At 59.6% G+C, this 12,786-nt stretch carries 10 protein-coding genes; all 10 read left to right on the forward strand.

Annotated features, from left to right (window positions below):
• The first annotated feature begins 197 nt into the window (after positions 1–197).
• Positions 198–866, forward strand: coding sequence for a histidine utilization repressor (hutC, locus tag KGB03_RS27845; protein ID WP_236713266.1), 669 nt, complete (start codon positions 198–200; stop codon positions 864–866).
• Positions 863–1,432, forward strand: a complete 570-nt coding sequence (locus KGB03_RS27850) for a HutD family protein (protein WP_111449405.1) — start codon at positions 863–865, stop codon at positions 1,430–1,432. The genes hutC and KGB03_RS27850 overlap by 4 nt, the downstream gene beginning before the upstream one ends.
• Before the next feature lie 414 nt (positions 1,433–1,846).
• A complete protein-coding gene (gene hutU, locus KGB03_RS27855; RefSeq protein WP_033055312.1) occupies positions 1,847–3,535 on the forward strand; it encodes a urocanate hydratase in 1,689 nt (562 codons plus the stop codon).
• A gap of 148 nt (positions 3,536–3,683) precedes the next feature.
• On the forward strand, positions 3,684–5,156 hold the full coding sequence (locus tag KGB03_RS27860) for a purine-cytosine permease family protein (protein WP_223530426.1): 1,473 nt from the start codon (positions 3,684–3,686) through the stop codon (positions 5,154–5,156).
• A 69-nt stretch (positions 5,157–5,225) separates the two neighbouring features.
• Complete coding sequence (locus tag KGB03_RS27865; protein WP_111449403.1) at positions 5,226–6,194, forward strand: ABC transporter substrate-binding protein; 969 nt, start codon at positions 5,226–5,228, stop codon at positions 6,192–6,194.
• Between the two features lie 70 nt (positions 6,195–6,264).
• A complete protein-coding gene (locus tag KGB03_RS27870) occupies positions 6,265–7,116 on the forward strand; it encodes an ABC transporter permease (protein ID WP_111449402.1) in 852 nt (283 codons plus the stop codon).
• On the forward strand, positions 7,113–7,943 hold the full coding sequence (locus tag KGB03_RS27875; protein WP_052962672.1) for a glycine betaine/L-proline ABC transporter ATP-binding protein: 831 nt from the start codon (positions 7,113–7,115) through the stop codon (positions 7,941–7,943). The genes KGB03_RS27870 and KGB03_RS27875 overlap by 4 nt, the downstream gene beginning before the upstream one ends.
• Positions 7,944–8,094: 151 nt before the next feature.
• Positions 8,095–9,618, forward strand: coding sequence for a histidine ammonia-lyase (gene hutH / locus KGB03_RS27880; RefSeq protein WP_223530428.1), 1,524 nt, complete (start codon positions 8,095–8,097; stop codon positions 9,616–9,618).
• Positions 9,619–9,733: 115 nt separating this feature from the next.
• A complete protein-coding gene (hutH, locus tag KGB03_RS27885) occupies positions 9,734–11,266 on the forward strand; it encodes a histidine ammonia-lyase (RefSeq protein ID WP_111449400.1) in 1,533 nt (510 codons plus the stop codon).
• 110 nt (positions 11,267–11,376) lie between these two features.
• Positions 11,377–12,786, forward strand: a complete 1,410-nt coding sequence (locus KGB03_RS27890) for an amino acid permease (RefSeq protein WP_192409879.1) — start codon at positions 11,377–11,379, stop codon at positions 12,784–12,786.

Here is a 12,786-nt window from a genome sequence, read left to right on the forward strand (position 1 = left end):
TCAGCACCCCATCGTGTGTTATTTGTATATACATATACAGACGTTTGCCTGCTCGGTAAACTCCGGCAAGCTAGCAATCTCTAACAAATGAACAAGGATTAACCGTGCCAACTCCGTCTGCCACATTGCCGCCGAATGCCAATCTGAGCGCCAATCTGGGCGACAGTCCGGCGCCCTTGTACGCCCGCGTCAAACAGATGATCACCCAGCAAATCGACAGTGGAAACTGGCCGCCGCACTACCGCGTTCCGTCGGAAAGCGAACTGGTCAACCAGCTGGGCTTCAGTCGTATGACCATCAACCGCGCCCTGCGCGAGATGACCGCCGACGGTCTGCTGGTGCGCATGCAGGGTGTCGGCACGTTCGTCGCCGAGCCGAAAAGTCAGTCCGCGCTGTTTGAAGTCCACAACATCGCCGACGAAATCGCCTCCCGTGGCCATCGCCACACCTGCAAGGTCATTACCCTCGAAGAAGAGGCTGCCGGTTCCGAGCGGGCACTGGCCCTGGACATGCGTGAAGGCCAGAAAGTCTTTCACTCGTTGATCGTGCATTTTGAAAATGATATCCCGGTGCAAATCGAAGACCGTTTCGTCAACGCATTGGTAGCACCGGACTACCTCAAGCAGGACTTCACCCTGCAAACGCCATACGCCTATCTGAACCAGGTCGCGCCGCTGACTGAAGGCGAGCACGTGGTCGAAGCGATTCTGGCCGAAGCCAGCGAGTGCAAGTTGCTGCAGATTGAAAAGGGCGAGCCGTGCCTGCTGATTCGCCGCCGCACCTGGTCCGGCCGTCAGCCAGTGACCGCCGCCCGTTTGATCCACCCCGGTTCCCGTCATCGTCTGGAAGGTCGGTTTCATAAATGAATCAAGTAAAGGTTCTACGCGCAAAAGATTACCCGCGCATGCCGTGGAAAAACGGCGGCGGCAGCACTGAAGAAATCACCCGTGATGGAGGTGCCGGCCTTGAGGGTTTCGGCTGGCGTCTGTCGATTGCCGACATCGGCGAGTCGGGCGGCTTCTCGACATTCGCCGGCTATGAGCGAGTGATCACTGTGCTGCAAGGCGACGGCATGACCTTGCGGGTTGATGGTCAGGACACTCGGCCATTGTTACCGCTGGAGCCCTTTGCGTTCAGCGGCGAGAGCCAGGTTTCCTGCACATTGCTCGGTGGGCCGATCCGCGACTTCAACCTGATTTATGCACCGCAGCGTTATAGCGCGCGGTTGCAGTGGCTGGATGGCGAGCAGCGGTTTTTCAGCTCGGCAGGCACCGTGCTCGTATTCAGTGTCACCGACGAACTTGAAGTGAAGGTCGGTAACAGTGCCTCACAACTCGGTCGCCATGATTGCCTGCAACTCGACGGTAACGCCGGCCTGCTGGAAGTCTCCAGCAATGGCCCATGCTGCGTGATCGAACTGACTGCACGCTGATTAACTGCTGAAGCAATCTAATGTGGTGAGGGGATAAATCCCCTCACCACAAAGCAGCCTTCTACCCCTGTTTCCCATCGCGCACCATTTTGTTACCGAACGCCCCAGCGTGGCGCAAAACCCCGCTCAAGTAACAGCTGTCATCCCTCTCGTAAAATCCCCCAAAAAATTTCATCTTTGCCAGAACCCTTGATCCAGGCGCTTTCCAGCCCTTTCAGAACTTTTCTTGAGCGCGCATTCAGCAAGTTGGCCGCTTGATTGCATATGCTTGTATGTACAAGTAAAGACGTATGCGTATGAGTCGATCGAGACTCCTCGCAACGTCCACTGATTCGCTTGTGTCGCGTTGACGCGCACAGGCTGGCTTACCCACCGCCAGGGTTGGTTTGGATTGATCGCTGAGGAGTCTTTTTCGTGACTGACAATACCCAGAAACCTACTAAATACCGCAATGTAGAAATCCGCGCTGCCCGCGGTAACAAGCTGACCGCCAAGAGCTGGCTGACTGAAGCGCCGCTGCGCATGCTGATGAACAACCTCGACCCGGAAGTCGCCGAGAACCCTAAAGAACTGGTGGTTTACGGTGGTATCGGTCGTGCGGCACGTAACTGGGAATGCTACGACAAGATCGTCGAAAGCCTGACCAACCTGAACGACGACGAGACCCTGCTGGTACAATCCGGCAAGCCGGTCGGCGTGTTCAAGACCCACAGCAACGCCCCGCGCGTACTGATCGCCAACTCCAACCTGGTGCCACACTGGGCGAGCTGGGAACACTTCAACGAACTCGACGCCAAAGGCCTGGCCATGTACGGCCAGATGACCGCCGGCAGCTGGATCTACATCGGCAGCCAGGGCATCGTTCAAGGTACGTACGAAACCTTCGTCGAAGCCGGTCGCCAACACTACAACGATGACCTGAAAGGTCGTTGGGTCCTGACCGCAGGCCTCGGCGGCATGGGCGGCGCTCAACCTCTGGCCGCGACCCTGGCTGGCGCCTGCTCGCTGAACATCGAATGCCAACAGGTCAGCATCGACTTCCGTCTGAACAGCCGTTATGTCGACGAGCAAGCCACCGACCTCGACGACGCGCTGGCCCGCATCGCCAAATACACCAAGGAAGGCAAAGCGATTTCCATCGCCCTGCTGGGTAACGCGGCTGAAATCCTGCCGGAACTGGTCAAGCGTGGCGTGCGCCCGGACATGGTCACCGACCAGACCAGCGCCCACGACCCGCTCAACGGTTACCTGCCAGCCGGCTGGACCTGGGAAGAGTACCGCGCTCGCGCCAAGACCGAGCCTGCTGCCGTGGTCAAGGCCGCCAAGCAATCGATGGCTGTACACGTTAAAGCGATGCTCGAATTCCAGAAAATGGGTATTCCGACCTTCGACTACGGCAACAACATCCGTCAGATGGCTCAGGAAGAAGGCGTCGAGAACGCATTCGACTTCCCGGGTTTCGTACCGGCTTACATCCGTCCGCTGTTCTGCCGCGGTATCGGTCCGTTCCGCTGGGCTGCACTGTCGGGCAACGCCGAAGACATCTACAAAACCGACGCCAAGGTCAAAGAACTGATCCCGGACGACGCGCACCTGCACAACTGGCTGGACATGGCGCGCGAGCGCATCAGCTTCCAGGGTCTGCCGGCACGTATCTGCTGGGTTGGCCTGGGCCTGCGCGCCAAGCTCGGTCTGGCGTTCAACGAAATGGTTCGCAGCGGTGAATTGTCCGCGCCAATCGTGATCGGTCGCGACCACCTGGACTCCGGCTCGGTAGCCAGCCCGAACCGCGAAACCGAATCCATGCAAGACGGTTCCGATGCCGTGTCCGATTGGCCACTGCTCAACGCTCTGCTCAACACCGCGAGCGGCGCGACCTGGGTTTCCCTGCACCACGGCGGCGGCGTCGGCATGGGCTTCTCCCAGCACTCGGGCATGGTGATTGTCTGCGACGGTACTGACGAAGCGGCCGAGCGTATCGCTCGCGTGCTGCACAACGACCCGGCTACCGGTGTCATGCGTCACGCCGATGCGGGTTACCAGATCGCGATCGACTGCGCCAAGGAACAGGGGCTGAACCTGCCGATGATTACCGGCAAATAACGCAATACCTGTGGGAGCGGGCTTGCTCGCGAAAGCGGTAGACCAGTCGGCATTGATGTTGGATGTGCCGGCCTCTTCGCGAGCAAGCCCGCTCCCACAAAGAGCCGCTTCACAGTGAATTCCAATAACAATCCACAGAGGTTGAATCATGGCTGTTAACAGCGATCGTGCAGGCAGCAAACCGTTGATCGAGAAACGTTCGATCGACTACATCCCGGAAGCGGAAAGACACGGTCGTCTGTTGAGCCAGTTCACCCTGTGGATGGGTGCCAACCTGCAAATCACCGCGATTGTCACCGGGGCCCTGGCCGTGGTGCTGGGCGGTGACGTTTTCTGGTCGTTGATCGGTCTGTTGATCGGTCAACTGCTCGGCGGTGGCGTAATGGCACTGCATGCGGCGCAAGGGCCCAAGCTTGGCCTGCCGCAGATGATCTCCAGCCGGGTGCAGTTCGGCGTGTATGGCGCGGCCATTCCGATCGTGCTGGTCTGCCTGATGTACCTCGGCTTCACCGCAACGGGCACCGTGCTGTCCGGTCAAGCGCTGGGCCAGTTGTTTGATGTCAGCGACAGCGTCGGCATCCTGATCTTCGCCAGTGTCATCGTGCTGGTCACGGTGCTTGGTTATCGGGTGATCCATTGGATCGGCCGTGTTGCCAGTGTCATTGGCGTGATTGCTTTTGTTTATCTGTTCAGCCGTCTGATGAGCCAGGTTGATGTTGGCGCACTGTTGCAAATCCGCCACTTCAGCTGGAGCAGTTTCCTGCTCGCGGTATCGCTCGCGGCGTCCTGGCAGATCGCCTTCGGTCCTTATGTGGCTGACTACTCTCGCTACCTGCCGAGCAAGATTTCCTCGGTGAAAACTTTTTTTGCCGCAGGCGCAGGTTCGGTCATTGGTGCGCAGGTAGCGATGGTCCTCGGCGTGTTCGCTGCCGCATCGGCCAACGGCCAATTTGCCGGTCACGAAGTCGCCTACATCGTCGGTCTGGGCGGTACCGGTGCCACCGCTGCGCTGCTGTATTTCAGCATCGCGTTCGGCAAGGTCACCATCTCCACGCTGAACTCCTACGGCAGCTTCATGTGCATCGCGACCATCATCAGCGGTTTCCGTGGTGACCTGAAGGTCTCGCGCTTGCAGCGTCTGGTCTTCGTGCTGGTCATCGTCGGTGCTGCGACCCTGATGGCGCTGCTCGGTCAGCACTCGTTCCTCGGTGCATTCAAGTCCTTCATCCTGTTCCTGCTGGCGTTCTTCACGCCATGGAGCGCGATCAACCTGGTGGACTACTACTGCATCACTCGCGAGCGCTATGACGTGCCGGCACTGGCCGATCCGAATGGTCGCTACGGCCGTTGGAACGCCCTCGGTATCAGCGTCTATGTCTTCGGTGTGCTGGTGCAGCTGCCGTTTATCTCCACCAAGTTCTATACCGGTCCGCTGGTGGCGGCCCTGGGTGATGTGGATATTTCCTGGATCATCGGTCTGGTGATTCCTGCAGCCCTGTATTACGTGTGTGCGAAAAAATGGCACAGCGCAGTTCCCGATCACCTGATCCTGCCGCTCGAGCAGGACAGCGATGCAGCACCTATAACAAGCGGGGCCGGTCGCGCTGCGGCGCAGGCCTGATTGGACGTGGACAGGGCTGGATGCCTCTTGACTGCCGTAAGCCAACTCATGATTAGGAGCGTCACTACAATGAAATCGAACAAGACCCTGCTGACCACATTGCTTTCCATGGGCCTGCTGGCCAGCGCCGGCGCCACTCAGGCGGCGGGTTGGTGCGAGTCGGGCAAACCGGTGAAATTTGCCGGCCTGAACTGGGAAAGCGCCATGCTGCTGACCGACGTGCTGCAAGTCGTGTTGGAGAAAGGCTACGACTGCAAGACCGACAGCCTGCCGGGCAACTCCATCACCATGGAAAACGCCCTGAGCAGCAACGATATTCAAATCTTCGCCGAAGAGTGGGTCGGCCGTAGCGAAGTCTGGAACAAGGCTGAGAAGGCCGGCAAAGTTGTCGGTGTCGGCGCGCCTGTCGTGGGTGCTGTCGAAGGCTGGTACGTGCCGCGTTACGTGATCGAAGGCGACGCCAAGCGCAAGCTGGAGCCTAAAGCCCCGGACCTGAAAGCGATCGCCGATCTGGGTAAATACGCTGCAGTGTTCAAGGACGCCGAAGAACCGTCCAAGGGCCGTTTCTACAACTGCCCGGCTGGCTGGACCTGTGAGCTGGACAACAGTGAAATGCTGAAAAGCTACGGCCTGGAAAGCACCTATACCAACTTCCGTCCGGGCACCGGCCCGGCGCTGGATGCCGCGGTGCTGTCGAGCTACAAGCGTGGCGAGCCGATCCTGTTCTACTACTGGTCGCCAACCCCGCTGATGGGCCAGGTGGATCTGGTCAAACTCGATGAGAAACCAGGCGTGAACAAGCAAGTGACCATCAAGGTCGGCCTGTCCAAGACCTTCCACGAGCAAGCCCCGGAACTGGTGGCTGTGCTGGAAAAGGTCAACCTGCCAATCGACCTGCTTAACCAGAACCTCGGGCGCATGGCCAAAGAGCGGATCGAGTCACCAAAACTGGCCAAGATCTTCTTGAAGGAACATCCTGAAGTCTGGCACGCGTGGGTGAGCGACGACGCAGCCAAAAAGATCGACGCGGCCTTGTAGGTTGAGCCTCTCCGACTGCCCTGAGCGGCAGTCGGATGCTTGATCGCAACCCCTTGATTGAGAGTCTCTTATGTTTCCCGAAAGCTTTACCTTTTCCATCGCCGACTGGGTCAACAGTTGGGTCGATTCGCTGGTCACCAACTACGGCGACGTGTTCCGGCACATCTCCGACACCCTGTTGTGGGCCATCGTCAATCTTGAAGGGCTGCTGCGTGCGGCGCCCTGGTGGCTGATGCTGGCGATCGTGGCGGGCGTTGCCTGGCACGCGACCCGCAAAGTCGTGACCACCGCCGTGATCGTAGGCTTGTTGTTCCTCGTGGGCGCGGTTGGCCTCTGGGACAAGCTGATGCAGACCCTGGCGCTGATGATGGTGGCGACCATCATTTCGGTGATGATCGGCATTCCGCTGGGCATTCTTTCGGCGCGCAGCAATCGCCTGCGTTCGATCTTGATGCCGCTGCTGGACATCATGCAGACCATGCCAAGTTTCGTGTACCTGATCCCGGTGCTGATGCTGTTCGGCCTGGGCAAGGTCCCGGCGATTTTCGCCACCGTGATCTACGCCGCACCACCGCTGATCCGCCTGACTGATCTGGGTATTCGCCAGGTCGACGGCGAAGTGATGGAAGCGATCAACGCCTTCGGTGCCAACCGCTGGCAGCAACTGTTTGGTGTGCAACTTCCGCTGGCCCTGCCGAGCATCATGGCCGGGATTAACCAGACCACCATGATGGCCCTGTCGATGGTAGTGATTGCCTCGATGATCGGTGCCCGTGGCTTAGGCGAAGACGTGTTGGTGGGGATTCAGACCCTCAACGTTGGACGTGGTCTTGAGGCCGGTCTGGCGATCGTGATTTTGGCTGTGGTCATCGACCGTATTACTCAGGCGTATGGTCGGGCACGGCATGAGGTGAGCAAATGAACAACGAAGCCATCAGCAAGATCGAAGTCAAAAACGTCTTCAAGATTTTCGGCAACCGTTCCAAGGATGCGCTGGCCATGATCGGCCAGGGCAAAACCAAAGACCAGGTATTGGCCGAAACCGGCTGCGTAGTCGGCGTGAACGACCTGTCGCTGAGCATCGGCACCGGCGAGATCTTCGTGATCATGGGCCTGTCGGGTTCCGGCAAGTCGACCCTGGTGCGCCACTTCAATCGCCTGATCGACCCGACCAGCGGCGCGATCCTGGTGGACGGCGTGGACATCCTGCAATACGACATGGAAGCCCTGCGCGAATTTCGCCGGCACAAGATCAGCATGGTGTTCCAGAGCTTTGGCCTGCTGCCGCACAAGACCGTGGTGGATAACGTTGCCTACGGCCTGAAAGTGCGTGGCGAGACCAAGCAAATGTGCTCCGAGCGTGCGTTGCACTGGATCAACACCGTGGGCCTCAAGGGCTACGAAAACAAATACCCGCATCAGCTCTCGGGCGGCATGCGTCAGCGTGTGGGCCTGGCTCGCGCCTTGGCGGCGGACACCGACATCATCCTGATGGACGAGGCCTTCAGCGCCCTCGACCCGCTGATTCGCGCGGAAATGCAGGACCAGTTGCTGGAGCTGCAAAAGACCCTGCACAAGACCATCGTCTTCATCACCCACGACCTCGACGAGGCCGTGCGCATCGGCAACCGCATTGCGATTCTCAAGGATGGCCGCCTGATTCAGGTGGGTACGCCAAGAGAGATCCTGCATTCGCCGGCGGATGAGTATGTCGACCGGTTCGTACAACGTCGGGCTGCGGTGGTTTAAAAATTTGCGGTGATCGGGCGGGCCCTTTCGCGAGCAAGCCCGCTCCCACATTGGATCTCCAGCGTTCACAAAATCCCTGTGGGAGCGGGCTTGCTCGCGAAGGCGTCAGTGAAGCTGCATCAATATCAAAGTTGTACGCACGAGGTTGAAGATGTCCCAGGCTGAAAAAATCGTTATCGCCGACGCCCCGTTGCGTTGGCAGGATGTGGTTGCCGTCGCCCGCCATGGCGCACAGCTTGAGCTGTCACCACAGGTCTGGGCGCGGATCGACAATGCCCAGGCCATCGTCCAGCGCATCGTCGTCAGCGGCGAGCGCGCCTATGGCGTCAACACCGGCCTCGGCGCGCTGTGCAATGTCTCGCTCAAAGACGAGCAACTCAGCCAATTGTCGCGCAACACCCTGCTCAGTCACGCCTGTGGCGTCGGCGCCCCCTTGGCCGACGAACAGACCCGCGCAATCATCTGCGCTGCGATTCGCAACTACAGCCACGGTAAATCCGGCATTCATCGCCGGGTGGTCGAAGCCCTGTTGGCGTTGCTCAATCGCGGCATCACCCCGCAAGTGCCGTCCCAGGGTTCGGTGGGTTACCTGACCCACATGGCCCACATCAGCATTGCGCTGCTGGGTGTCGGCAATGTCAGCTATCGCGGGCAGATCGTTTCCGCGCAGCAGGCGCTGGCCGAAGAAGGACTGCAACCGGTTCAACTGGGCGCCAAAGATGGCTTGTGCCTGGTCAACGGCACGCCGTGCATGTCCGGCCTCAGCTGCCTGGCGCTGGCGGATGCGACACGTCTGCTGCAATGGGCCGACGTGATCGGTGCCATGAGCTTCGAAGCCCAGCGCGGTCAGATTGCCGCGTTCGATGCCGAGATCATCGCGCTCAAACCGCATCCAGGCATGCAGCAAGTCGGCATCAACCTGCGTGCGTTGCTTGATGGCAGCGAAGTGATCGCCAGCAGCAAAGGCATTCGTACTCAGGATGCGCTGAGCATTCGCTCGATTCCGCAAGTTCACGGCGCCGCTCGCGATCAGCTCGAACACGCGAAAAAGCAAATCGAAACCGAACTCAACTCGGTCACCGACAACCCGATGCTGCTGGGTACGCCGGACGACTTCCGCGTGATGTCCCAGGCTAACCCGCACGGTCAATCCGTGGCCTTGGCGGCGGATTTGCTGGCCATCGCCATGGCTGAAATCGGCTCCATCGCCGAACGTCGCCTGGACCGCTTGATCAACCCGCATGTCAGCGGTTTGCCGGCATTCCTGGTGGCAAACCCGGGGGTTAACTCCGGGATGATGATCGTCCAGTACGTCGCCGCTTCGCTGTGTGCGGAAAACCGCCAGTTGGCGCAACCGGCTGTACTCGACAACTACGTGACCTCTGGCCTGCAGGAAGACCACTTGAGCATGGGCACCAACGCCGCGCTGAAGCTTCATCGCGCGCTGGAAAACTGCACGCAGATCCTTGCCATCGAGTACTTGCTGGCGGCTCAGGCGTTTGAATTTCTCAAGGAGCAACGCTTCGGCGCAGGCACCGATACAGCCTGGCGTCTGCTGCGTGAGCGAGTCCCGGCCTACGATCAGGACCGCTGGTTGGCACCGGACATCGCCAGTGCCGCCGCCGTTTTGAAAGACCCGATTTTGCTGCACAAAGTGTTACCGAACCTGAACTGATTTCCACCACACCAGCGTGCCAAGGCGCGGCTCCCCAGAAGGCGAGACGCGACGGACAACGGATATCTCCGGAGCGTCTGGTGAGTTAATGACAAACTCTCAAAAGGAGCACGAAATGACTGCGTTAAACCTTATTCCCGGCCAACTGAGCCTTGCCCAACTGCGTGATGTTTATCAGCAACCGGTCAAAATCACCCTCGACAACAGTGCCTCGGCCCAGATCGAAGCCAGCGTTGCCTGCGTGGAACAGATCCTCGCCGAGAACCGCACCGCTTATGGCATCAACACCGGTTTCGGCCTGCTGGCTTCGACCCGTATCGCCAGCGAAGACCTGGAAAACCTCCAGCGCTCGCTCGTTTTGTCCCACGCTGCCGGTGTTGGCGAGCCGATCAGCGACGCGCTGGTTCGTCTGGTCATGGTGCTCAAGGTCAATAGCCTGAGCCGTGGTTTCTCCGGCATTCGTCGCGTCGTGATCGACGCGCTGATCGCCCTGATCAATGCCGAGGTTTACCCGCACATTCCATTGAAGGGTTCGGTGGGTGCCTCCGGTGACCTGGCGCCTTTGGCCCACATGTCGCTGGTGCTGCTGGGCGAAGGCAAGGCCCGCTACAAAGGCGAGTGGATGGAAGCCACCGAAGCACTGAAAGTGGCCGGTCTGACCCCGCTGACCCTGGCGGCCAAAGAAGGTCTGGCGCTGCTCAACGGTACTCAGGTGTCCACCGCTTACGCGCTGCGTGGTCTGTTCGAAGGCGAAGACCTGTTCGCCGGCGCCCTGGCCATTGGTGGCATGACGGTTGAAGCGGTATTGGGCTCGCGCTCGCCGTTCGACGCCCGCATCCACGCCGCTCGTGGCCAGAAAGGCCAGATCGATGCCGCTGCCGCTTACCGCGATCTGCTGGGCGAGCGTAGCGAAGTATCCGACTCGCACCAGAACTGCGAAAAGGTCCAGGACCCGTACTCTCTGCGTTGCCAGCCGCAAGTCATGGGCGCCTGCCTGACTCAGTTCCGTCAGGCCGCCGAAGTGCTCGCCATCGAAGCCAACGCCGTTTCGGACAACCCGCTGGTATTCGCCGCTGAAGGCGACGTGATCTCCGGCGGTAACTTCCACGCCGAGCCGGTCGCCATGGCTGCCGACAACATGGCCTTGGCCATCGCTGAAATCGGTTCCCTGAGCGAACGTCGTATCTCGCTGATGATGGACAAGCACATGTCGCAACTGCCGCCGTTCCTGGTGGCCAATGGCGGCGTGAACTCCGGCTTCATGATCGCCCAGGTGACCGCTGCTGCACTGGCCAGCGAGAACAAGGCGTTGTCCCATCCGCACTCGGTGGACAGCCTGCCGACTTCCGCGAACCAGGAAGACCACGTTTCCATGGCGCCGGCTGCCGGTAAACGCCTGTGGGAAATGGCCGAAAACACTCGCGGCGTCCTCGCGGTGGAATGGTTGGCGGCGGCTCAGGGCCTCGACCTGCGTGAAGGTCTGAAGACCTCTGCGAAGCTGGAAAAGGCTCGTGCCATCCTGCGTGCCGAAGTGCCGTTCTATGAGAAAGACCGTTTCTTCGCACCGGACATCAACGCGGCGAGCGAGTTGTTGGCGACGCGTTGCCTGAATGAGCTGGTTACGGCGAAGTTGCTGCCTAGTCTGTAATGTCCCCATCGCGAGCAGGCTCGCTCCCACATTGGAATGCATACCCCCTGTGGGAGCGAGCCTGCTCGCGATTCGATTTAGCGTCGAATAAGAATAAATAAGGACGAGCAATGCAACAGCCAGAAAAAGGTTTGAAACGCGGGCTCTCTGCCCGACATATTCGCTTCATGGCGCTGGGGTCGGCGATCGGCACCGGGCTGTTTTACGGTTCTGCCTCGGCCATTCAAATGGCCGGTCCTGCGGTCCTGCTCGCTTACCTGATCGGTGGCGCGGCGGTGTTCATGGTCATGCGCGCCCTCGGCGAGATGGCGGTGCACAACCCGGTGGCCGGCTCTTTCGGCCACTACGCCAGCACGTATCTTGGGCCGATGGCGGGCTTCATCCTCGGTTGGACCTACGCGTTTGAAATGGTCATCGTCGGCATGGCCGACGTCACCGCATTCGGTATTTACATGGGCTTCTGGTTTCCGGAAGTCGCCCGCTGGATCTGGGTACTGGGCATCGTTTCGGTGGTCGGCGGCTTGAACCTGTGCAACGTCAAAGTCTTCGGTGAAATGGAGTTCTGGCTGTCGCTGCTCAAGGTCGCGGCCATCGTCGCGATGATCCTCGGTGGCTTCGGCATCATGTTGTTCGGTATCAGCACGGCGCCGGGCGCCCAGGCGACCGACATCAGCAACCTCTGGAGCCATGGCGGCTTCATGCCCAATGGCGTGGGCGGCCTGATCGCTTCGTTTGCGGTAGTGATGTTTGCATTTGGCGGGATTGAAATCATCGGCGTAACGGCCGGTGAAGCCAAAGACCCGCAGCGCGTGCTGCCCAGGGCGATCAATGCCGTACCGTTGCGTATCCTGCTGTTCTACGTGCTGACGATGTTCGTATTGATGTCGATCTTTCCATGGCAGCAGATCGGCAGCCAAGGCAGCCCGTTCGTGCAGATTTTCGATAACCTGGGGATCAGCTCGGCGGCGACCATTCTCAATATCGTGGTGATCTCGGCGGCAGTGTCGGCGATCAACAGTGACATCTTCGGCGCTGGCCGCATGATGTACGGTCTGGCCCAGCAAGGGCATGCGCCCAAGGGCTTTGCCCGCTTGTCGCGCAATGGCGTGCCATGGATGACGGTAGTGGTGATGAGTGTCGCGTTGCTGCTGGGCGTGCTGCTGAATTACCTGATTCCGGAAAACGTATTTCTGTTGATCGCCTCCATCGCAACCTTCGCCACTGTATGGGTCTGGTTGATGATTCTGTTCACCCAAGTGGCCATGCGTCGCTCCATGAGTGCCGAGCAGGTCGCCCAACTGAAATTCCCGGTACCGTTCTGGCCCTATGCGCCGATGGCGGCGATTGCTTTCATGCTGTTCATCTTTGGCGTGTTGGGCTATTTCCCGGACACCCAGGCGGCTCTGATCGTCGGCGTGGTCTGGATTGTATTGCTGGTGCTGGCCTACCTGACGTGGGTGAAACCGGCGGCAGGCAAGGCCGTACCGGTGGAGCGGGAACCTTCTTTTTCTCATCGATAA

Origin of the sequence: Pseudomonas sp. BF-B-26, from assembly GCF_019956495.1 — a bacterium.
Classification (GTDB): domain Bacteria; phylum Pseudomonadota; class Gammaproteobacteria; order Pseudomonadales; family Pseudomonadaceae; genus Aquipseudomonas.

Coding starts and splice junctions, on each gene's coding strand:
- KGB03_RS27890 (WP_192409879.1), top strand. CDS start 11,377: ATGCAACAGCCAGAAAAAGGTTTGAAACGCGGGCTCTCTGCCCGACAT.
- KGB03_RS27850 (WP_111449405.1), top strand. CDS start 863: ATGAATCAAGTAAAGGTTCTACGCGCAAAAGATTACCCGCGCATGCCG.
- KGB03_RS27875 (WP_052962672.1), top strand. CDS start 7,113: ATGAACAACGAAGCCATCAGCAAGATCGAAGTCAAAAACGTCTTCAAG.
- hutH (WP_223530428.1), top strand. CDS start 8,095: ATGTCCCAGGCTGAAAAAATCGTTATCGCCGACGCCCCGTTGCGTTGG.
- KGB03_RS27870 (WP_111449402.1), top strand. CDS start 6,265: ATGTTTCCCGAAAGCTTTACCTTTTCCATCGCCGACTGGGTCAACAGT.
- hutH (WP_111449400.1), top strand. CDS start 9,734: ATGACTGCGTTAAACCTTATTCCCGGCCAACTGAGCCTTGCCCAACTG.
- hutC (WP_236713266.1), top strand. CDS start 198: ATGATCACCCAGCAAATCGACAGTGGAAACTGGCCGCCGCACTACCGC.
- KGB03_RS27860 (WP_223530426.1), top strand. CDS start 3,684: ATGGCTGTTAACAGCGATCGTGCAGGCAGCAAACCGTTGATCGAGAAA.
- KGB03_RS27865 (WP_111449403.1), top strand. CDS start 5,226: ATGAAATCGAACAAGACCCTGCTGACCACATTGCTTTCCATGGGCCTG.